The organism is Bradyrhizobium vignae, from assembly GCF_900324035.1.
Classification (GTDB): domain Bacteria; phylum Pseudomonadota; class Alphaproteobacteria; order Rhizobiales; family Xanthobacteraceae; genus Bradyrhizobium; species Bradyrhizobium vignae.
In genome coordinates this window covers 4,601,237-4,619,894 of sequence record NZ_LS398110.1, presented here as the reverse complement: position 1 = coordinate 4,619,894, position 18,658 = coordinate 4,601,237, and the positions used below count along the sequence as shown (strand labels likewise).

The 18,658-nt window shown below is 64.5% G+C and carries 23 protein-coding genes and 3 pseudogenes; 16 read left to right on the top strand and 10 right to left on the bottom strand.

Annotated features, from left to right (window positions below; all coding sequences use genetic code 11):
• Positions 1-19 precede the first annotated feature (19 nt).
• The 5 genes and pseudogenes from BRAD3257_RS22595 to BRAD3257_RS22575 all read left to right on the top strand — a co-directional run.
• Positions 20-358: an NIPSNAP family protein gene (locus BRAD3257_RS22595; protein ID WP_122403645.1), complete on the top strand. Its 339-nt coding sequence runs from the start codon at positions 20-22 to the stop codon at positions 356-358.
• 37 nt (positions 359-395) lie between these two features.
• Positions 396-1,190, top strand: a complete 795-nt coding sequence (locus BRAD3257_RS22590) for an SDR family NAD(P)-dependent oxidoreductase (RefSeq protein ID WP_122403644.1) — start codon at positions 396-398, stop codon at positions 1,188-1,190.
• Positions 1,191-1,222: 32 nt separating this feature from the next.
• Positions 1,223-1,966 (top strand): cis-4-hydroxycyclohexanecarboxylate dehydrogenase, encoded by a 744-nt coding sequence (gene chcB2, locus BRAD3257_RS22585; protein WP_122403643.1) that lies wholly within the window; start codon positions 1,223-1,225, stop codon positions 1,964-1,966.
• A 203-nt stretch (positions 1,967-2,169) separates the two neighbouring features.
• Positions 2,170-3,429, top strand: a complete 1,260-nt coding sequence (locus BRAD3257_RS22580; protein ID WP_122403642.1) for a serine hydrolase domain-containing protein — start codon at positions 2,170-2,172, stop codon at positions 3,427-3,429.
• Positions 3,430-3,462: 33 nt separating this feature from the next.
• Positions 3,463-3,744 (top strand): annotated as a pseudogene (locus BRAD3257_RS22575) (ArsR/SmtB family transcription factor); the annotation flags it as partial.
• 60 nt (positions 3,745-3,804) lie between these two features.
• Here the strand turns inward: BRAD3257_RS22575 and BRAD3257_RS22570 are convergent.
• The gene (locus tag BRAD3257_RS22570) at positions 3,805-4,305 is read right to left on the bottom strand and encodes a peptide deformylase (RefSeq protein ID WP_122403641.1); all 501 of its coding nucleotides are present in this window, start codon (positions 4,303-4,305) and stop codon (positions 3,805-3,807) included.
• A gap of 119 nt (positions 4,306-4,424) precedes the next feature.
• On the opposite strand from BRAD3257_RS22570, the gene BRAD3257_RS22565 reads away from it, so the two are divergent.
• Positions 4,425-4,784, top strand: coding sequence for a helicase-related protein (locus BRAD3257_RS22565; protein WP_407122198.1), 360 nt, complete (start codon positions 4,425-4,427; stop codon positions 4,782-4,784).
• A gap of 265 nt (positions 4,785-5,049) precedes the next feature.
• Positions 5,050-6,270, top strand: a complete 1,221-nt coding sequence (locus BRAD3257_RS22560; protein WP_122403640.1) for an MFS transporter — start codon at positions 5,050-5,052, stop codon at positions 6,268-6,270.
• Between the two features lie 21 nt (positions 6,271-6,291).
• Here BRAD3257_RS22560 and BRAD3257_RS22555 read toward each other — a convergent pair whose 3' ends face one another.
• A complete protein-coding gene (locus tag BRAD3257_RS22555; RefSeq protein WP_122403639.1) occupies positions 6,292-6,678 on the bottom strand; it encodes an ester cyclase in 387 nt (128 codons plus the stop codon).
• A 16-nt stretch (positions 6,679-6,694) separates the two neighbouring features.
• Positions 6,695-6,892, bottom strand: a pseudogene (locus tag BRAD3257_RS22550) (LysR family transcriptional regulator); the annotation flags it as partial.
• 24 nt (positions 6,893-6,916) lie between these two features.
• On the opposite strand from BRAD3257_RS22550, the pseudogene BRAD3257_RS22545 reads away from it, so the two are divergent.
• A pseudogene (locus BRAD3257_RS22545) lies at positions 6,917-7,045 on the top strand (oxidoreductase); the annotation flags it as partial.
• A 15-nt stretch (positions 7,046-7,060) separates the two neighbouring features.
• Here BRAD3257_RS22545 and BRAD3257_RS22540 read toward each other — a convergent pair.
• Both BRAD3257_RS22540 and BRAD3257_RS41775 read right to left on the bottom strand, forming a co-directional pair.
• A complete protein-coding gene (locus tag BRAD3257_RS22540) occupies positions 7,061-7,933 on the bottom strand; it encodes a bifunctional helix-turn-helix transcriptional regulator/GNAT family N-acetyltransferase (protein WP_122403638.1) in 873 nt (290 codons plus the stop codon).
• Between the two features lie 259 nt (positions 7,934-8,192).
• Positions 8,193-8,495, bottom strand: coding sequence for an ATP-binding cassette domain-containing protein (locus BRAD3257_RS41775; RefSeq protein ID WP_122403637.1), 303 nt, complete (start codon positions 8,493-8,495; stop codon positions 8,193-8,195).
• Positions 8,496-8,751: 256 nt separating this feature from the next.
• On the opposite strand from BRAD3257_RS41775, the gene BRAD3257_RS22530 reads away from it, so the two are divergent.
• The 6 genes from BRAD3257_RS22530 to BRAD3257_RS22505 all read left to right on the top strand — a co-directional run bounded on the left by BRAD3257_RS22530 (position 8,752) and on the right by BRAD3257_RS22505 (position 13,861).
• On the top strand, positions 8,752-10,416 hold the full coding sequence (locus tag BRAD3257_RS22530; protein ID WP_122403636.1) for an acetolactate synthase large subunit: 1,665 nt from the start codon (positions 8,752-8,754) through the stop codon (positions 10,414-10,416).
• A gap of 143 nt (positions 10,417-10,559) precedes the next feature.
• Positions 10,560-10,907, top strand: coding sequence for a Lin0512 family protein (locus BRAD3257_RS22525; RefSeq protein WP_018646107.1), 348 nt, complete (start codon positions 10,560-10,562; stop codon positions 10,905-10,907).
• A 4-nt stretch (positions 10,908-10,911) separates the two neighbouring features.
• Entirely contained in the window at positions 10,912-11,604 is a 693-nt protein-coding gene (locus tag BRAD3257_RS22520; RefSeq protein WP_162500310.1) for a GNAT family N-acetyltransferase, read from the top strand.
• A 69-nt stretch (positions 11,605-11,673) separates the two neighbouring features.
• On the top strand, positions 11,674-12,858 hold the full coding sequence (locus BRAD3257_RS22515) for a serine hydrolase domain-containing protein (RefSeq protein WP_122403634.1): 1,185 nt from the start codon (positions 11,674-11,676) through the stop codon (positions 12,856-12,858).
• A 96-nt stretch (positions 12,859-12,954) separates the two neighbouring features.
• Positions 12,955-13,170 (top strand): hypothetical protein, encoded by a 216-nt coding sequence (locus tag BRAD3257_RS41105; RefSeq protein ID WP_244607665.1) that lies wholly within the window; start codon positions 12,955-12,957, stop codon positions 13,168-13,170.
• 25 nt (positions 13,171-13,195) lie between these two features.
• A complete protein-coding gene (locus tag BRAD3257_RS22505) occupies positions 13,196-13,861 on the top strand; it encodes a DUF429 domain-containing protein (RefSeq protein ID WP_122403633.1) in 666 nt (221 codons plus the stop codon).
• A gap of 33 nt (positions 13,862-13,894) precedes the next feature.
• Here BRAD3257_RS22505 and BRAD3257_RS22500 read toward each other — a convergent pair whose 3' ends face one another.
• A complete protein-coding gene (locus tag BRAD3257_RS22500; protein WP_145987020.1) occupies positions 13,895-14,074 on the bottom strand; it encodes a hypothetical protein in 180 nt (59 codons plus the stop codon).
• A gap of 396 nt (positions 14,075-14,470) precedes the next feature.
• Between BRAD3257_RS22500 and BRAD3257_RS22495 the strand changes: the two genes are divergently transcribed.
• A complete protein-coding gene (locus BRAD3257_RS22495; protein WP_122403631.1) occupies positions 14,471-15,175 on the top strand; it encodes a glutathione S-transferase family protein in 705 nt (234 codons plus the stop codon).
• A gap of 2 nt (positions 15,176-15,177) precedes the next feature.
• On the opposite strand, the gene BRAD3257_RS22490 is transcribed toward BRAD3257_RS22495, so the two are convergent.
• The 3 genes from BRAD3257_RS22490 to BRAD3257_RS22480 all read right to left on the bottom strand — a co-directional run bounded on the left by BRAD3257_RS22490 (position 15,178) and on the right by BRAD3257_RS22480 (position 17,187).
• Positions 15,178-15,960: a sulfite exporter TauE/SafE family protein gene (locus BRAD3257_RS22490; RefSeq protein WP_122403630.1), complete on the bottom strand. Its 783-nt coding sequence runs from the start codon at positions 15,958-15,960 to the stop codon at positions 15,178-15,180.
• 3 nt (positions 15,961-15,963) lie between these two features.
• On the bottom strand, positions 15,964-16,596 hold the full coding sequence (locus BRAD3257_RS22485) for a TetR/AcrR family transcriptional regulator (protein ID WP_122403629.1): 633 nt from the start codon (positions 16,594-16,596) through the stop codon (positions 15,964-15,966).
• Between the two features lie 219 nt (positions 16,597-16,815).
• Positions 16,816-17,187 carry a tRNA-binding protein gene (locus tag BRAD3257_RS22480; protein WP_122403628.1) on the bottom strand — a complete coding sequence of 124 codons (372 nt, stop codon included), beginning with the start codon at positions 17,185-17,187 and terminating at the stop codon, positions 16,816-16,818.
• A 104-nt stretch (positions 17,188-17,291) separates the two neighbouring features.
• Between BRAD3257_RS22480 and BRAD3257_RS22475 the strand changes: the two genes are divergently transcribed.
• Positions 17,292-17,651, top strand: coding sequence for an ArsC family reductase (locus tag BRAD3257_RS22475; protein WP_122403627.1), 360 nt, complete (start codon positions 17,292-17,294; stop codon positions 17,649-17,651).
• A gap of 86 nt (positions 17,652-17,737) precedes the next feature.
• On the opposite strand, the gene BRAD3257_RS22470 is transcribed toward BRAD3257_RS22475, so the two are convergent.
• Positions 17,738-18,418, bottom strand: a complete 681-nt coding sequence (locus BRAD3257_RS22470; RefSeq protein WP_122403626.1) for a PAS domain-containing protein — start codon at positions 18,416-18,418, stop codon at positions 17,738-17,740.
• Positions 18,419-18,658: the final 240 nt, after the last annotated feature.

Sequence of the window (18,658 nt, the reverse complement as noted above, 5' to 3'; positions counted from 1 at the left end):
CAACCCGGGAGATCGTGCAATGACCGAGCCTGCCATTGTCGACCTGCGCGTCTACACCATCCGCCTGCGCAAGATGGCGGAGTTCATCGAGATCTTCGACCGGCTCGCGATGCCGGTCCAGCTCAGATATCTGGGGCGCCCGCTCGGCATGTTCACGAGCGCAGTCGGGCCGCTCAACCAGATCGTCCATCTCTGGGGCTTCCCGGACATGGGCGAGTTCGAGCGCCGGCACGCGTCGCGCGACAAGGATCCGGACTGGCCGGCCTACTTGCAAGCCTCCGAGCATCTCATCGTCGCCCAGGAGAACCGGCTGATCCGCAGGATTGAACTGCCATCCCTGTCTGGTCCGGCCATTTGAGGCGCCGGTCGCCTTCCCAAGGTTCGGAGCACCTTGCATGGTTTGGATCGATCTCTCGACGAAAGTTGCCGTCGTCACGGGCGGCGGTGCTGGCATCGGCCGCGGCATTGCCCTTGGTCTTGCGGCGGTTGACGCGACAGTCGTAGTGCTGGACCGCGACGAGGCTGGTGCGGCCGTGGCCGCGGAGATTCGCTCAACTGGCGGCCGCGCCGAGTTCCTCGCCTGTGACGTCACCAGCGATGACAGCGTTGCACGTGCTGCCCGTGACGCAGCTGCGAAAGTCGGCGAGGCCGCGATCCTCGTCAACAATGCCGGCACCATGTTGCCGGGTGGGCTCGAAACCACGAGCATGGCGGACTGGGACCGCATTCTCTCGTTGAACCTGACCGGCTATCTCCGCTGCGCGCGCGCGTTCGGACAGCCGATGCTGGCGCGCGGTGCGGGCGCGATCGTCCATGTGGCGTCGATCTCGGCCTCGCTTCCGCAGAGCTACAGCGGCGCCTACAGCGTGAGCAAGGCCGGCGTGGTCATGCTGTCGCGTCAGCTCGCGGTGGAGTGGGGACCGCGTGGCGTGCGCAGCAACGTTGTCAACCCCGGCATGATCCGCACGACGATGACCGAGGCCATCTATCGAGCACAGGGCGTGCATGAGGCGCGGCGCGCGCTGGTGCCGGCGCAGCGGATCGGCCGTCCCGAAGATATCGCCGATGCGGTCGTGTTCCTGGCAAGCGAGCGTGCCAGCTATATCACCGGCGAGGAGATCGTCGTGGACGGCGGTTTCACCCGCACTCTGATGGGTACCATTCCGCGTCCGGGATTCGAGAAGAACTGAGCTCGGCGGACCAATCTAGATGGGAGCAACCGATGCTGCTGCAGGGAAAAGTGGCGGTCATCACTGGCGCCGGCTCCGGGATTGGAGCCGCCGTCGCGCGGCTGTTTGCGGTCGAAGGGGCGAAGGTCATGGTGGGAGACCTCGCCGAAAGCGGCGCTACGCTTGCGGCCGGGCTTGCCGCTGAGGGCCATGCAGCGGTCTTCCAGTACGTCGACGTTACCGATGAAGCTTCGGTTGCCGCGCTGATGCAGGCGGCCGTGACGCAGTTCGGCCGGCTCGACATCCTCGTTGCCAATGCCGGCATTCCCGAGCGCAAGTCGCCGATCCACGCGCTTGATCTCGCTGACTGGCGGCGCGTGATCGACGTTGACCTCACCGGCGTGGCGATTTGCAACAAGTTTGCCGCGGCCACCATGCTCGCGATGGGTGGCGGCGCGATCGTCAATATGGCCTCGATCCTGGCCCATGTCGGCCAGGAGAACAGCAACGCCTATTCGGCCGCGAAAGCGGCTGTCGTCAATCTCACGCGCTCGGTTGCGCTGACCTATGCGCGACAGGGCATCCGGGCCAACTGCGTCTCTCCGGGCTATGTCGATACGCCCCTGCTGGCCAAGCTGCCGGAGGCGACCCGCGAGACGATGCTGGTGCGGCAACCGATCGGTCGGTTGGCCCGGCCGGACGAAATCGCCCAGGTGGTGGCGTTTCTCGCCAGCGACAAGGCCTCGATCGTCACCGGCGCGTGCATCAATGCCGACGGCGGCTACACCGCTATTTAGTCCGCTAGTTTGTGCCAGCTACAGCTCACGCGGTATCTCGCCGGGAAATGTGAGATTGGTCGGTACCACGAATTGGGATGCTCGGTCCTTTCAGTGAATTGCCGCCGTCCTGATTGTTGCGCAGGTGCCCAGCGCTTGCGTCGGATGTGCCCCATGCTCGCCCATGCTACCACATCTGCATCGCCTCTTTGGAGCCAGTGTTGATGTCTGTCTCGCCCACCGCCACGCGACCGCACGCCACCGCCCTCGAAACCGACCCCGAAACCCTCGGCTGGATGCGCGGCTTTCCGCCGCCGGCGGACCGCACCATCACCTTCCAGGACGGCTCGTTCCGCAGCTTCCCCGAGCTGCGCTGGGCCTGGAGCAACATCCGCCAGCTGGTACCGACCGTGAACGTCTGGCGCGGGGCGGGGCCGGCATCGGTGTTGCCGCGCCAGGACCACGACATCGGCGCGGTCGCCTCAATGACGATGGACGGCCGGCCCGTGACCTTCGCAAAAATGCTGGAGGAGACCTACGCCGACGGCATCGCGGTGCTGCATCGGGGCAGGCTGATCTATGAGCGCTACTTCGGCGCGCTGAAGCCGCACAAGCCGCATATCGCGATGTCGGTGACGAAGTCGTTCACCGGCGTGCTGGCGGGCATTCTGGTCACCGAGGGCAAGATCGATCCGCAGGCACCGGTCACGGATTATGTGCCGGAGCTGAAGGCAAGCGCGTTCGGGGACGCGCGCGTGCACGAGGTCATGGATATGACCACGGGGCTTCTCTACACCGAGGTCTATACCGACAAGAACTCGGATGTGTGGGGGCTGCGGCGCGCCAACGGCATGGCGCCGATTCCGCCTGGCTATGACGGCCCGACCACCATCTTCGACTTCCTGATCGCGCAGAAGAAGCAGGGCGAGCACGGCAAGGCTTTCGCCTACAAGACCGTCAACACCGACGTGCTGGCCTGGATCGTCAGGCGCGCCAGCGGCATGACGCTGTCGGATCTGCTCTCCGAGCGCATCTGGCAGCCGATGGGCGCGGAGGAGGACGCGCATTATCACGTCGACCGCATCGGCACCGAGAGCGGCGGCGGCGGTCTCTCCACCACCTTGCGCGATCTCGCCCGCTTCGGTGAGACCATGCGCAATCACGGCCGCTTCAACGGCCGCCAGGTCGTGCCTTCACAAGTCGTAGAGGACATAGGGCGCGGCGGCGATCCCGAAAAGTTCAAACCGGCCGGCTACACCACGCTGCCGGGCGCCTCCTATCGCAATCAATGGTGGATCACGCACAACGCGAACGGCGCCTACATGGCGCGCGGCGTCCACGGCCAGGGCATCTACATCGATCCCAAGGCCGAGATGGTGATAGCCCGCTACGCCTCGCACCCGATGGCGGGCAATGCCGCCAACGATCCCGTGACGCTGCCGGCGTATATGGCGCTGGCGAGGGCGCTGATGGCGGGCGGGTAGGGGCGCGACACACTCGCTGTCATCGCCCGGCTTGATGTTCAGGAAGTCATTGGGGCCGAGTTCGGTATCACCCAGGCGGCCGTCTCGCAGCACCTCAAGGTGCTGCGCGAGAGCGGCTTTGCGAGCGTTCGGGCGGAGGCGCAAAGGCGGCTCTATTCGGTCGACGTTGCCGGGCTGCGCGCGGTGGATGCATGGATCGGCCAGTTCAGGAATTTCTGGGAGCCGAAGCTGGACGCGCTGGCCACCGAGATCGCGCGCGGCAAACGAGAGCGTCGCAATGCGCCGATCAACAAGCGGAGCGGGAAGAGGGCGTGAGCGGGCTCCATCCGGTTCTACATGGCTCAAATTGGTGGATGACACTGTCGCCAATCCCCCCTATGCGTTCCGCGACATCTTCTCGAACTTCTTCACCAGCCGTTCCCGCTTCAGCCGCGACAGCCGCTGGATCCAGAACATCCCGTCGAGCTGGTCGATCTCGTGCTGATGGCAGACGGCGCGCAAGCCCTCCGATTCCTCGTTTTGCATATTGCCCTCGACGTCCTGGTAGCTGATCCGCACCCGCGCATGGCGCTGCACCTCGTCGTTGACCCCGGGCATCGAGACGCTGCCCTCGCGATGCATGATCATCTCGGGCGAGGCCCATGTGATCTCCGGATTGACGTAAGTCCGCGCGCCATCCTTGGCCTCGAGCTCCAGCACCACGACGCGCAAGGGCACGCCGATATGCGGCGCGGTAATGCCGATGCCGGGCGCGGCGCGCATGGTCTCGAGCAGGTCGTTCACGAGGTCGCACAAGGACTCGTCGAACGCGGTGACGGGGCGGGCCGGCAGCGCGAGCCGGCGGTCGGGATAGCGCACGATCGGGCGAATACTCATGCAGGCTCCTACCACTCACTCACGGATCGTTGAAGCATCCCCGCACGGCGCTGTGAGCCGCTCTGTTATTCCGGATACGGCGTGCCGTCCTTGTGCAGGAAGGGAAGCGCTTCGATGGCATGCGTTACAGCCTCCTCACCGGCGACACCAGGGGCCGCAAGACCGCGATCGAAGCCTTTCAGAACGGCGCGGCGAAGGTGTTCCTGGTCAGCCTCAATCTCACCGCTGCCGTCACCGTGATCGTCTTCGATCCCTGGTGGAATCCCGCGGTCGGGGAACAGGCCATCGATCGTGCCTACCGGAGCGGGCAAGACAAGGCGGTGTTCGTTTACAGATTTGTCGCCGCCGGCACGATCGAGGAGAAGATGGACGAACTCGAGGCCCGAAAGCGGGCCCTGGCTGACAGCCTGCTCGAGGGCGATGGACAGATCGCTTCGGCGCTCACCGAGGACGACGTCAGGGCCTTGTTCGAGGCTTGACCGAGCGCGGCACGGCGGTGAGCGCGGCCGGGGGATGTTGCCATTATGCCGGTGTTTTGCCCGACAGGTCAAATCGCGCCCTGACATCGCAAATGACCGTCCTCGTAAGTCATTGATCCCGCTGGTGCCGGCTACTGTGCATGGGGTTGTTTTTTCACTTTTTGCTTCGGGTCACAAAAGCGTGCGGCAAAAATGACGTGACCGCTGTCGGCCGGCGCCGTTCCCATTCGTCTTCCATGTGAGACAGACCTGACGGGAGACCGAAATGACCTCTTCCAACTATCGCTGGGTGATCGTCGTCGCTGGCGGCCTGCTTGGCTGCGTCGCGGTCGGCGGCATGTTTTCGCTGCCGGTGTTCCTGCAGCCGATCGCAAAGGACACCGGCTGGTCGGTGACCGGCATCTCCAGCGCGATGACGATCGGCTTTCTGGCAATGGCCTTCACCAGCATGGCCTGGGGCACGGCAACGGACAGGTTTGGGCCGCTGCCGGTGGTGCTGACGGGATCGACCGTGTTGGCGCTCAGCCTGTTCGCGGCGAGCCATGCGACCTCGCTGATCGTGTTCCAGATCGTGTTCGGCCTGCTGGTCGGGGCGGCCTGCGCGGCGATCTTCGCGCCGATGATGGCGACCGTCACGGGCTGGTTCGACACAAATCGCAGCCTCGCCGTGTCGCTGGTCTCGGCCGGCATGGGCATGGCGCCGATGACGATGTCGCCGCTGGCGGCCTGGCTCGTCTCCGGCCACGACTGGCGCACCTCGATGCAGATCATTGCGCTCGTGGTCGGCGCCATCATGATCCCGGTCTCGCTGCTGGTGCGCCGTCCGCCGGCGCTCGCGCAGGCCGCGGCCGCACCGGCGGGCGAGGGTGCCGCGCAAGGCGAGATGTCGATGGGCGAGGCGCTGCGCTCCCCGCAATTCCTCATCTTGCTTGCCACCAACTTCTTCTGCTGCGCGACCCATTCCGGTCCGATCATCCATACCGTCAGCTATGCCGTGAGCTGCGGCATTCCGCTCGTCGCGGCGGTGACGATCTACAGCATCGAGGGGTTCGCCGGCCTCGGCGGGCGCATCGCCTTCGGCCTGATGGGCGACCGCTTCGGCGCCAAGCGCGTGCTGGTCTCCGGCCTCCTGCTGCAGGCGTTCGGCGCGCTCGCCTATGTCTTCGCGCATCAGCTCACGACGTTCTATGCGGTCGGCGCGATCTTCGGCTTCATCTATGCCGGCACCATGCCGCTCTACGCCGTTCTGATCCGCGAGAACTTTCCGCTCAAGATGATGGGCACGGTGATCGGCGGCACGGCGATGGCCGGCAGCCTCGGCATGGCAACCGGCCCGCTCGCCGGCGGCCTGATCTACGACGCCTTTTCCAGCTACGCCTGGCTCTACATCGCCTCCTGGGCAATGGGCTTGGGTGCGTTCCTGATGGCCATGACGTTCCGCCCCTTCGCAAAGCCGCAAGGCGAGATGGCGCCGGCAGCGGCGTGAGCGCCGGATCGAGGCGCGGCCTCAGAGCTGCGTCTCGATCGCCGCCTTGTCGATCACCGACCAGACCTGCCGGATCTTGCGGTTGCGAAATTCGTAGAACACGTTTTCGTGGAAGGACACGCGCTTCCCATTGACCGCAAGGCCGAGGAATATCCCGACTGGTGTGCAATCAAACTTCAACCGGGCAGCGATGCGGGAAGGATCGGAGATCAGCATCTCGATGTGAAATTGCAGATCGGGTATCTCCCGAACATCCCGTTCCAGCATCGCGCGATAGCCCGCAAGCCCAAGCGGCCGCGCGTTGTGGGCGACCTCATCGTGCACGAATTGTCCGAGGGCCGGCCAGTCCCGCCGGTTCAGGCAGGCGATGTAGTCGCGGTAGATGGCGGCAAGATCGTCCCTGGCCATGGCAGGTTCCTTCGGCTCATGCGCGCCGCTGCACGTGATCGATGAGCGCGCATAGTTTTGGCGCGACGTTGCGGCGGCTCGGACAATAGAGGTAGAAGCCGGCGAAGAACGGGCAATAGTCTTCCAGGATCGGCACCAGCTCGCCGCGTGCGATCGCGGGCCGGAAGCTTGCCTCCATTCCAAAGGTGATCCCGACGCCGGCCGCCGCGAGCTTGGCTCACCGCCGATCGGGTCACGCGCGATGAAGACCTATCGCGCCATCGCGCTTCAGCCCGACGCGATCGCGCGAGCCGTGCGCTTTGCCATCGAGCAGCCCGAAGATGTCGATGTCAACGAGATCGTCGTGCGCCCGACGCGGACGAGATGACGATGCCCCGCCGCATCAGAGGCGCTTCTCGAAGAAGAGGTCCGGATAGGGATCATCGTTGAAGCGCGGGATCTCGCGCCAGCCCGTGCTGCGATAGAGCTGACCGGCTTCGGGCAGCGCGCTGTTGGTGTCGAGCCGCAGAAGCGTGATACCGAGCTCGCGCGCGGTGCTCTCGGCCGCATCCATCAGCCGCCGGCCGAGCCGCAATCCGCGTGCCGCGGGCGCGACCCAGAGTCGCTTGATCTCGGCGTAGCCGTGGTCGGTCCCCTTCAAGCCGACGCAGCCGATCGGCAGCGTGTCCGAGATCGCGACGATGAAGCTACCGCGAGGTCGGCGCATGTCGTTGGCGTCGGGGTCGCGCGACAGCGAGACGTCAAAGCCCTGCTTGAAGCGGCGGCCGAGCTCGGCATAGTACTCGCCGAGACAGTAGCGGGCCTGCTCGCTTCGCGGATCCATCTCATCGAGTGCAACACGCTCGCGCGTCAGCGCAGAGGCGACCAGGTCCATCGCCGCCAGCAGCACCTCGGCTTGCGAATGTTGCGCCAAGATGCCGTCGGCCTGCGCGTTCGACAGCGCCTCGTAGGCCGCGAACTCGCGCCGGCCCGCCCGCGTGAGCTTTGCCATGCGCCGACGCGCATCGTCTTCGCGCGCGGCGGTCTCGATCAGCCCTTCGTCCTCGAGGCTGCGGAGCAGCCGGCTCATCAATCCGGAATCGAGACCGAGATAGTCGCGGATCTCGGCGACGTCGGAGCGCCCGTGGCCGATCGCATTGAGCACGCGCGCCGCGCCGAGCGGCCGGCCGCGCCCGAGGAACGAGGTATCGAGCGCACCGACGGCAGAGGTGACGGCGCGGTTGAAACGGCGGACGCGGGCGACCGGGTCGAGCATGATATCTGACTTTAGTCAGAGATCGTGGACTGTCAATCGCGGATCGAGCCGCGTGCGCGGGCGCGGACGGCAAATCTGTCGGCAAGGACCGCGCATCGTTGTCGCCATGATGCCCGGCGGCGGACTCGGCTTCCTTCAGGAAGGCGACCAGCGCGGTCATGAACGCGACCGTCTCTTCCGTCGTGATGTGGCGGACAGTCTCGGCCTTCTCGGCGCGGCGGTTGTTCTGCTCGGATGCAGCCATCGGCCCTGCTCCTCGTCAGCGTTCGCGGAAAGCACGGGTCAGCTCGTCGCGGAGCGGACCAAACAGATATTCGAACAGCGTGCGCGGCCGCGTCGGCACGATCACGGCGGCGCCGTCTGCCTTGGCGCTGAGTAGCGCAGCCTTCAGCGCCTCCTCGCCGGGTGCGTCGAGATTTGCATTGGGCTCATCCAGCACGAGCGGCGGCGGCCGGCCGATCAGAGCGCGCGCAAGACCGAGCCGCTGGCGCTGTCCGCCGGAGAGGCCGACGCCGCCGACGCCGAGCCGGGTGTCGTACTGCCGCGGCAGATCGAGCACCATGTCGTGGGTCGGCGCCGAGACCGAAGCATCGGTGCCGCCGGTTCCCGCAAGGGCAGCGCGCTTGACTCTGTTGTGCGAGGTATTTGAGACGCTGCCGCGAACACCAATCCATCACCGTCACCCCTCAGGATGACGGAACGTGCTCAGACAACGAATAAAGTGTTCAGTCCACGCTGCATTGTGAGTTGTGCCGGAACGATGGACGGCTACGATGGGCGGCTCCCGGAGCTTGGGATGCGTAACGAGCGGAGACGACATGAGCGGACAGGACCATAAGGTGAAGGGATCGGACCTGTTCGTCGCGGCCCTGGAGAATGAAGGTGTCGATCGCATCTTCGGCATTCCCGGCGAAGAGAATCTCGATCTGGTCGAATCGCTTCACGCCTCCAAGATCGAGCTGGTCCTGACCCGCCACGAGCAGGCCGCTGCCTTCATGGCCGCAACCCATGGGCGGCTGACCGGCAAGCCCGGCGTTTGTCTGTCGACGCTCGGCCCCGGTGCCCTCAACCTGTCTACCGGCGCCGCCTATGCGCATCTCGGCGCGATGCCGATGATCCTGATCACCGGTCAGAAGCCGATCATGAGCAGCCGGCAGGCGCGCTTCCAGATCGTGGACGTGGTCGCGACCATGAAGCCGCTGACGAAGCTGTCGCGGCAGATCGTCAGCGCCTCCAGCATTCCAACTGTTGTACGCGATGCGTTCCGCGTGGCGATGGAGGAGCGGCCGGGCCCGGTGCATCTCGAACTGCCCGAGGACATCGCGGGCGACGAAGTGCCTGGTGTCCCCGTGATCCCCGTCCATCCGATCGAAATCCCGGTCGCCCATCGCGCCGCGCTCGACCGCGCCGCCGAGATGATCGTGGCCGCAAGGCGCCCGCTGGTGATGATGGGGGCGGCGACCAGCCGGCCGCGGTCGACACATGGCATCGCAAGTTTCGTGCGGCGGACCGGCATTCCGTTCTTCACCACGCAGATGGGCAAGGGGACCGTGCCCGGCGGCACCAATCTCTACATGGGCACTGCGGCGCTGTCGGAGCGCGATTACGTTCACGACGCGATCGATGCCGCCGACCTGATCGTCGCCATCGGGCACGATCCGGTCGAGAAGCCCCCCTTCATCATGGGCCCCTCGGGCCCGAAGGTCATTCACGTCAGCTATACCCCGGCGAGCGTCGAGCAGGTCTATTTCCCCGATGCCGAGGTTGTTGGCGACGTCGGTCCCAGCCTGGAGCTGTTGGCGGATCGGCTCGAAGGCAAGCTGCCGCAGGCGGCGGCGCTGCTCCCGCTCCGCGAAGAGATTCTGAACCACATCGCCGATCGTGCCACCGAGGCGCGCTGGCCCCCGACGCCGCAGCGCATCGTGCACGACATCCGCCAGGTGATCCCCGAGAACGGCATCGTCGCGCTCGACAACGGCATGTACAAGATCTGGTTCGCGCGCAACTACCGCACCCGCGTCGCCAATACGCTGCTGCTCGACAATGCGTTGGCGACCATGGGCGCCGGCCTGCCGTCGGCGATGATGGCTGCGATGCTCTATCCCGACCGCCGCGTGCTCGCGGTCGCCGGCGACGGCGGCTTCATGATGAACAGCCAGGAGATGGAGACGGCGGTCCGCCTCAAGCTCAATCTGGTCGTGCTGGTGCTGGAGGACAACGCCTACGGCATGATCCGCTGGAAGCAGGCCGTCGATCATTTCGCCGATTACGGCATGACTTTCGGCAATCCCGACTTCGTCCTCTATGCAAAGGCTTACGGAGCGAAAGGGCATCGGATCGTGAGCATCGACCGCTTTGGCCCGACTCTGGAGGCTGCCTTCAAGGAGGGCGGCGTGCACCTCGTCTCGATCCCGATCGACTATTCGGAGAACGTGCGGGTGCTGGTCGACGAGCTGCGCGCGCATGAGAAGGCAAAGGCGTGAGAACCACGGTCTCGTGCCCCGGCTCTGCGCAGCAACGTCAAGAGCGTTGCAGCGCGTCCGGGACACGAGAGCAATACTGCGCTTGTGCCGCGCGTCCCGATCGCCGACACTCTCAATCACTCGACCAACCACAGGACTTTGAAATGACTCGCGTTCGTTGTGTCACCGAGATGGGTATGGGCGTCGATGTCCACGGCAGGGACGCCACCAAGGCGGCGAAGCGGGCGGTGTCGGATGCCATCAGGCATTCGAGTCTCGGTTTCTTCCGGATGATCGGCAAGACCGCGAACGACATGTTCGTCGATGTCACGATCGGAGTGCCCAACCCCGAGGCGGTGGACAAGGAAGCCGTCGCAAAGGAGCTGCCTTACGGCACCGTGACCGTGACTGCGGTCAAGGGCGGGCTGGAGATCCCCTCGGCGACCGAAGTCGCCAACGACCCCATCCTGATCGCAAATGCCGCCGTCATCGTCAGCTTCGACAAGGACTAGGCCGGTGTCCGACAGTGACTTGGCGCTGCTGGATCGCCCGATCTGGAGCGCGCTGACGACGAGCCAGAAGCATCTGGCCGAGGGCGGCCCGCAAGCGCTGCGCTATCCCGTGGACATGACGCCCTTTGCCGACATGGCCGACATGTCCGCTGCAAGCTTTGCGGCGCTCGGCGATCTCATGTCACCTTCGCAGGTCGCGGCGCTGTTCACGCCGGAGCCGGTTGACGTTCCCGCCGGGTTCAAGGTCGTTCTTGCCGACACCGGCGAGCAGATGATCGGCTCGCCCGCCGATAGTCCGCTTCGCGATGCCGAGATCGTCACGCTGGGGGCGGCCGACGTGCCTGCCATGATGCGGCTGATCGAGCTGACCAAGCCCGGTCCATTCGCGCTGCGTACCCATGAGCTTGGCACTTTCCTCGGCATCCGCGCAGGTGGCGAATTGGTCGCGATGACGGGTGAGCGGATGAAGCCGGGAAAATTCGTCGAGATGACGGCCGTCTGCGTGCATCCGGACTATCGCGGGCGCGGCTATGCACAGGCGCTGCTCGCAGCGGTCGCGCGCCGGATCGAAGCGCGCGGCGAAATTCCGTTCCTGCACGTGTTTTCGAGCAATACGTCGGCGATTGCGCTGTACCAGCGGCAGGGAATGAAAATCCGTCGCCGCCTGTACGTCACCGCGCTCATGAAGCAGGGATGAGCTGCGCGGCAGGCTTCATATCGTAGGAAATCTCGTTATATCGATCCCAACCAGAATTGGGGGAAACACATGGACGCCAGGACGACAGATTTTTCCGCCGCACGGACGGCGATGCAGCGCTACGTCGATCAGGAGATCATTCCCGGTGCGTCGTGGGCGGTGCTGCGGGGGCGCGAGGTCGTCGATCAGCAATGCGTCGGCTTTGCCGACCGCGAGGCGAACACGGCGCTCCGGCCCGACCATATCTTCCGCGCGTTCTCCAATACGAAGATCTTCGTCACCTGCGCGATCATGCTGCTGACCGAGGAAGGTCGCATCGGACTCGATGATCCGGTCGAAAAGTTCCTGCCGCAACTCGGCAACCGCAAGGTCTTGAAGCAGGGCGCGACAAGCCTTGCCGACGTCGAGCCGGCGAGGGGGCTGATCACGATCCGCCAGCTGCTGACCCACACATCGGGCCTCAGCTACGGCATCTTCGATCCCGGCACCGTGCTGTTCAAAGGCTACAACGAGGCGCGTGTGCTCAATCCGCTGACGCCGCTCTCCGACATGATCGACAGGCTTGCCGACTTGCCGCTGTCCTATCATCCGGGCGAAGGCTGGGAATATTCGGTGGCGACCGACGTGCTGGGCCGCATCGTGGAGGTCGTCTCGGGCAAGTCGCTCGATGGCTTCCTCAAGGCGCGCATCTTCGATCCGCTCGGAATGACCGACACCGGCTTCTACGTCCCCGAGGCGCAGCAGGGCAGGCTGGTTGCGCTCTACAACGGCGTCGACGTGCTCGATCCCATGAAGCCCGGCCTCACGCGCGCCGACCATCTGCCATATCCGCAGGCGTATCGGCAGCCGTTCCCGCGGCTCTCGGGCGGCGGCGGTCTGGTTTCGACCCTGCCGGACATGCTTGCGCTCGTGCGCGCTCTACTGCCCGGGCCGGATGCTCTGCTGAAGCCGGAGACGCTGCGGGAGATGATGACGAACCAGCTCCCCGCAGGCCAGACCATCCGCTTCGCCAATCTCGGGCCGATTCCCGGCAAGGGTTTTGGTCTCGGTGGCGCCGTGACCTTCGCGCCGACGCCGTTCGATCCGCCGAACTCCACCGGCGAATTCCAGTGGGGCGGGCTTGCCGGCACCCATTGGTGGATTTGTCCTGAGGCCAATACCGCGGGCGTGTTGATGGCCCAGCGTTACATGGGCTTCTGGAATCCGTTCTTCTTCGAGTTCAAGCGCCTGGCCTACCAGGCCCTTGGAGCCTGATCTCAAAAAAAATTGCACGCGCCCGCGAATCCTTTTCGGCCAGCGCGCCCTCTTGATGCTCGAGGCATTCGGCCTCGGCTCATCTCGGAGGATGCGATGGCATTTTACAGGAAGAATATCGGCGGCCTGCACCAGGCGGTGCGGATCGCGCTGGGCGTGGCAGTGGCGGGCAGCATAGAGGACGCAGGCGAGAGGCTTGCCTTCCGTCTGCAATTCGCGTCAGTCTTTCCACCGATCGAACTCGCCTTCGCCGGCCTCGGCGACGGCGAACGGCCGCAGCGAGTGCAGCACCCGCACGGTGCCGGCGTGTGAGAATTGCAAGTGACGGACGCATGACGTGCCAAACTATCTCGGCCTCGATGGATTTTGCTTCGGCTGGGTCGCTGCCTGGATCGACGACCGCGGCGATCACGGCTTCGACTATTCGCCGGGCTTGATGCGCCTGCTCGCGATCCCGCACGCACGTGCGATGATCGACATGCCGATCGGATTGAACCCGAACGGCTATCGCGCTTGCGATCTGCGGGGGCGCGAATTGGTCGGCCCTGCCGTGTTTCTCGGTGCGCGCCGAGACCTTTGGACGTTCCCGGACATGGCTGCCGCCAATCGCCATTACTGGGAGCACGAAGGCAAGGGCAGGGGCATATCTGCGCAGCTCTGGAACATCAGGGACAAGATGAGAGAGCTCGACGAGGCCATGACGCCGACGCGGCAGGCGATGATCGGCGAGGCCCATCCCGAATTGATCTTCTGGAATCTCGCAGGGCGTGGCCGTCTCGCAAGGAAGACGTCGGCGCACGGTCTCGAACAGCGGACCGCGCTCCTGGCGCAGCGCGGTTTCACGCGCCTGCCGAAATGGCTGACGCAACGCCACGGCACTGGCATCGGCCGCGACGATCTCGTCGACGCCTGTGCCTGCGCGGTCGCGGCGCGTGACAGCACGGAGTGCGTCGGCGGCGAGGAGATCGATCCTCGCGGCTTGCGGATGGAGATCAACTACTGAAACCGATCAGCCATTCCGATCGCCTTGGAGATGTCAGTGACTATTGCGACCCGGAGTCGAGGAGCCGCCTTCGTCGTCCAATCTTGTCGCCCTCGCTTCGTACTCGTCTGCCATCGCTCGCAACCGTTGTGCAGCTTCGCCATGATCGAGCTCGTTCGCGACGCGGCGACAGCGTTCAGCATGATCGAGCAGGGCGCGCTTCTCGATGTTCATGCAGCGACAACGCTCAAAGGGATCATTCGTCCCTGCACGGGTCGTCGGAACAGCGCGATGGCTTCGCGCAGAATTCGGGAAAAAACAGCAATATTTCCATGCCGCCTCGGAACGTGGCGCTTGCGCCGACGTTTACGCCTAAGACTGCTGAGGAACAGAATTTGATGTACGACGTGTGCCAATTGGCGACCGCGATGCTCGCGATCGCCTTCACGGGCCTCCTGTTGCACGGGTCAACGGTTCATCGCGTATCGACTGCAGCATGAGGCAATGATCCCGATCGCGGCGATGGCGACGCTGCCGCGATGAGTGCGGGTTCGCAGGGATAAATCGTGACTTGCGCCGGACGGCGTCCTGCCTAGATTGTGCACGCTCAGTCATGCACCAAAGGTCCCGATGCCCGATCTGTCCGCCTTTCCCATCACCAAGCGTTGGCCGGCGAAACATCCCGAACTGCTTCAGCTCTATTCCTTGCCGACGCCGAACGGCGTCAAGGTCTCCATCATGCTGGAGGAGATCGGGCTTCCTTACGAAGTTCACCTCGTCGATTTCGGCAAGGACGATCAGAAGACGGCCGAATTCCTCTCGCTCAATCCGAACGGCAAGATCCCGGCGATCCTCGATCCCAGCGGCCCCGGCGGCAGGCCTCTGCCGCTGTTCGAATCCGGGGCGATTCTGCAATATCTCGCGGAGAAAACCGGCAAGCTGCTGCCGCAGGATGCCGCGCGCCGCTACCAGGCCATCCAGTGGCTGCACTTCCAGATGGGCGGCATCGGACCGATGTTCGGCCAGGTCGGCTTCTTCCACAAATTCGCCGGCAAGGAGTTTGAGGACAAGCGGCCCCGCGACCGCTACGTGGACGAGTCCAAGCGCCTGCTCGGAGTGATGGAGGCGCATCTGTCCGGCCGGCAATGGTTCATGGATGACGACTACACCATCGCCGACATCTCCATGCTCGGCTGGGTGCGCAATCTCATCGGCTTCTATGGCGCCGGCGAGCTCGTGGAGTTCGGTCAGTTCAAGGCCGTCGGCAGCTGGCTCGAACGCGGGCTCGCGCGTCCTGCGGTGCAACGCGGGCTGAACATTCCGAAGCGACCGTAAGTTCAGCTCAGCGCCTTGTGGGTCATATAGAGCGCCATCAGCGAGACGAAGGCGATCATGGCCCGGCGCAGCGCTGATTTGCTGACGCCATTGGCCATGCGTGCGCCGAGATCGATCCCGATCCAGAGGCCGGCAAGTATGCCGGTGACGGCCGGCCAGCCGACCATGAGCCCCTTGCTCCAGTAGATCCAGGCCGCTGGAACGTTGGTGGGGATGATCGAGAAGACGAGGCTGACGAGCTGCGCCTGGTGCTGTGGGACGCGAAGACCCGCAGCAAGGCCCACAGTGGTCGCGAGGCCGCCGCCGATGCCCATGAAGCCCGAGGAAAATCCGGCAAGCAGACCGATGAGGAGCAGGGGCAGCCAGGGCAATTCGGCTGAAGCGCTTGCCTCGCTGACGTCGTCCTTGCCGTCACGGCGCAGAGCCAACATTGCGATCAGCGCGGCGAGATAGACCACGTAGGTCCATTGCAAGACCGAATCGGAGGCAGCCGCCGCGGCATAGCCACCGCCCGCGCCACCGACGAGAAATCCGATTGCGATCCAGACGATCCATTGCAGCGGGCTGCGGTTGCCGCTCTGCCAATAGCGGCGTGCGCCGGCGAGACCGGTCGGAGGGATCTGCGTGATCAGCGACGTGCCCTGGGCGACGTGCTGCTCGGCACCGAGCAACAGCACGGAGAAGATCACGAGGCCGCCGCCCGGGCTCGTGCCCGTAAAGCCTGACGCCAGTCCTGCAACCAGACCGACACCGACGCCGGCGAGGAGTTCATGAAGCGAGGACATCGTTCATGTCCTGGTTCGTCGCTTGACGTCCGGCTTCGGCATGCGCAAGCCGTCGATCACGTTGTCGACGGCCGCCATGCAGGCGTCGACGTCGAGGTCCTCGCCCCAGCACTGTTGCAGCACAAAGCCTTGAAAAGTCGCGATCAGCACGCGCGCGATCGCCTCGGCGCGGAGCTCGCGCTTGATGAGCCCGTCATGCTGGCCGCGCTCGACCAGCGCCACGATCAGCGCGCGCGGCATGTCGATGCCTTCGACGACGCTGCTGCGGATGCGGCGGTTGCGCAGCGCTTCGGCCCAGCCATGGATGCCGACACGGCGGCGGGCTTCGCCGGCGGGATCGGTGAGCCATTGCGCGTAGACGCGGACCAGCGCGTGCAGCCCTTCGATTGGATCACCGGATCCTTGCGCCACCGAGTTGAGCACGGCCTCACGGCGATGCCGGTCGTCCGCGAGCGCTTCGATCAGGTCGTCCTTGCTCTGGAAGTACAGATAGACCGCGCCGTGGCTCAAGCCCGACCGCTTGACGATATCGGCCATGCCGGTCTGGTGAAAACCGTTCTCGGCAAAGCAGGCGAGGGCCGCTTCGAGGATCTGCTGACGCCGGCCTTCGCGCTTCTTGTCGCTGATCTTTGGCATCGGCCCGGTCCATAAATAACTGACGGATCGATCGTTTTGGGGAGTTGGTCGAGGATGCACCAATTCCGGCGCGATAAAATAAAAAAACGATCGATCAGTCATTTTGAAAGGATGACGATGGCAAGTCAAGACCTGCTGACGCCGATCGGGAGACAAGCCGGTGAAGTGGCTGGCGCGCCCCTGCCGGAGGCGGCGGGGCGGCTCTGGTTCGTGTGCCCGCTAGAACAGCCGTCCGCCGTTCGGCACAGGCTTGCTCGGCTGCACCAGCACGACCTTGCCGTTCGCATCGGGGAAGCCGAGCGTCAGCACCTCGGAGACCACTGGGCCGATCTGGCGAGGCGGGAAATTGACGACGGCCGCGACCTGTTGCCCCACGAGGGTATCGAGTGGGTGGTTTTCAGTGATCTGTGCCGAACTCTTGCGCACGCCGACGGCGGGACCGAAATCGATCCACAGCCGCCAGGACGGCTTGCGTGCCTCCGGAAACGGCTTGGCGTCGACGATGGTTCCGACACGGACATCGACCGCGAGGAAGCTGTTGAAGTCGATGGTCGGTGAGGCGGCAGCTGCGGGATCGTGGGTGACGTGCATGGAATGTCCGTTCGGAGAGTTGGCGGCGTCCGCAATATTGTCGCGCGAGCCGGAGTTTCGTACAACGCCAAGAGTGTCACGATACGCCATGCGCGAGGAGCGTCTTGCCCAACATCATTTACGGCATCAAGAACTGCGACACCATGAAGAAGGCCCGCGCCTGGCTCGATGCGCATGGCGTGCCTTACGACTTTCACGACTACAAGGCCGCAGGTGTCGAGAAGGACAAGCTCAAGCAGTGGAGCGACAAGGTCGGCTGGGAGGCGCTACTCAATCGCGCCGGGACGACCTTCAAGAAGCTCCCCGATTCCGACAAGAAAAGCCTCACCGAGAAGAAGGCGTTGGCATTGATGCTGGCGCAACCATCGATGATCAAGCGGCCCGTGCTGGAAATCGGCAGCAAGCTGCTGGTCGGCTTCAAGCCGGATATCTATACCAAGGAGGTCGGCGGCAAAGCGCGCTGACTGCTGAAGCATGATCGGGAAAAGTGCGAAGCGGTTTTCCGGAAAGATCATGCTGAAGCGACGATGATTCCAAATCTCATCGCGCTTTAGTTCAACTCGATGATCCCGGTGGCGATGCCGGAGCCCGGCTGGTCGGCGAACTCGACCGTCTCGGCGGGCGCAATGCGGCCGGGGGCGCGATGAAACAGCTCGCGATCGATTACCGCGCGCATCTTTGGACGCGGCAGCGCGTCGTTTCCGCGCATCAGATTCTTGATCTCGAAGCCGCCGTCCTCGCAGAACGTCTTGACCGAGGCGATGACGTGACAGACCTTGCCGTCAGTCTGGAAGGGCAGCAGCAGCCGTTCATAGGCGACGATGCGTCCGTAGACGTCGTCGACGTCGGCCACGCTGTAGACGGGCAACCCGCGCGCCACGCATTCGTGATAGATCGGTATCACGAATGGCGCGTGCCGCGGTCCGACATAGTCATCGAGCGGAACGCCCTTGCCGGTATGTCCATAGGCACGCGAGATGCGCGTGCCTTCGCTCTGGATGATGAGGCGCGTCGTCGGCGTCGAAAATTCCACCGTATAGTAGATGAGATCCGACAGTTCCTCCTCAAGTCGCACAGGCTGATACTCCCAGATCGCCGGCGCGATCTGCCGGCGCGCGTAAAGTCGCAGCCACGTGTTCAGGAGATCGCGTTGCCGGATCGACTTGACGACGGAGGGAGCGGCGCTTGCAAAATCCAAAGCAATATTCTCCGCACGTGAAGACCCGTACATGATCCCGCTTGCGGGAAAATTTTCTATGAAGGCTGGCGCGGGAGACGAAAGACCGTTAACGACGGCTTGATGGCCGGCGCCTTGCGAACCGGACGCCGGGCAGGCACGACATCAAAACGTCTCCGACTAAGGGAGCATTTGTATCCCAGCCGGAGGCTTGATCTGCTCAGCTTTCCGCCTTGCCTAACCCCCGTCACCTCCGGCATATTCCGCGCCCGGAGGCGGCGTCCCGGGCGGGCT

Bases quoted from the DNA above. Each gene is read 5' to 3' on its own strand.
- BRAD3257_RS41105 (WP_244607665.1), top strand. From the start codon at position 12,955: ATGGCATTTTACAGGAAGAATATCGGCGGCCTGCACCAGGCGGTGCGG.
- BRAD3257_RS22500 (WP_145987020.1), bottom strand. From the start codon at position 14,074: ATGAACATCGAGAAGCGCGCCCTGCTCGATCATGCTGAACGCTGTCGC.
- BRAD3257_RS22525 (WP_018646107.1), top strand. From the start codon at position 10,560: ATGACTCGCGTTCGTTGTGTCACCGAGATGGGTATGGGCGTCGATGTC.
- chcB2 (WP_122403643.1), top strand. From the start codon at position 1,223: ATGCTGCTGCAGGGAAAAGTGGCGGTCATCACTGGCGCCGGCTCCGGG.
- BRAD3257_RS22540 (WP_122403638.1), bottom strand. From the start codon at position 7,933: ATGCTCGACCCGGTCGCCCGCGTCCGCCGTTTCAACCGCGCCGTCACC.
- BRAD3257_RS41775 (WP_122403637.1), bottom strand. From the start codon at position 8,495: ATGGTGCTCGATCTGCCGCGGCAGTACGACACCCGGCTCGGCGTCGGC.
- BRAD3257_RS22570 (WP_122403641.1), bottom strand. From the start codon at position 4,305: ATGAGTATTCGCCCGATCGTGCGCTATCCCGACCGCCGGCTCGCGCTG.
- BRAD3257_RS22530 (WP_122403636.1), top strand. From the start codon at position 8,752: ATGAGCGGACAGGACCATAAGGTGAAGGGATCGGACCTGTTCGTCGCG.
- BRAD3257_RS22560 (WP_122403640.1), top strand. From the start codon at position 5,050: ATGACCTCTTCCAACTATCGCTGGGTGATCGTCGTCGCTGGCGGCCTG.
- BRAD3257_RS22480 (WP_122403628.1), bottom strand. From the start codon at position 17,187: ATGCACGTCACCCACGATCCCGCAGCTGCCGCCTCACCGACCATCGAC.
- BRAD3257_RS22595 (WP_122403645.1), top strand. From the start codon at position 20: ATGACCGAGCCTGCCATTGTCGACCTGCGCGTCTACACCATCCGCCTG.
- BRAD3257_RS22515 (WP_122403634.1), top strand. From the start codon at position 11,674: ATGGACGCCAGGACGACAGATTTTTCCGCCGCACGGACGGCGATGCAG.
- BRAD3257_RS22555 (WP_122403639.1), bottom strand. From the start codon at position 6,678: ATGGCCAGGGACGATCTTGCCGCCATCTACCGCGACTACATCGCCTGC.
- BRAD3257_RS22470 (WP_122403626.1), bottom strand. From the start codon at position 18,418: ATGTACGGGTCTTCACGTGCGGAGAATATTGCTTTGGATTTTGCAAGC.
- BRAD3257_RS22490 (WP_122403630.1), bottom strand. From the start codon at position 15,960: ATGTCCTCGCTTCATGAACTCCTCGCCGGCGTCGGTGTCGGTCTGGTT.
- BRAD3257_RS22565 (WP_407122198.1), top strand. From the start codon at position 4,425: ATGCGTTACAGCCTCCTCACCGGCGACACCAGGGGCCGCAAGACCGCG.
- BRAD3257_RS22495 (WP_122403631.1), top strand. From the start codon at position 14,471: ATGCCCGATCTGTCCGCCTTTCCCATCACCAAGCGTTGGCCGGCGAAA.
- BRAD3257_RS22580 (WP_122403642.1), top strand. From the start codon at position 2,170: ATGTCTGTCTCGCCCACCGCCACGCGACCGCACGCCACCGCCCTCGAA.
- BRAD3257_RS22485 (WP_122403629.1), bottom strand. From the start codon at position 16,596: ATGCCAAAGATCAGCGACAAGAAGCGCGAAGGCCGGCGTCAGCAGATC.
- BRAD3257_RS22590 (WP_122403644.1), top strand. From the start codon at position 396: ATGGTTTGGATCGATCTCTCGACGAAAGTTGCCGTCGTCACGGGCGGC.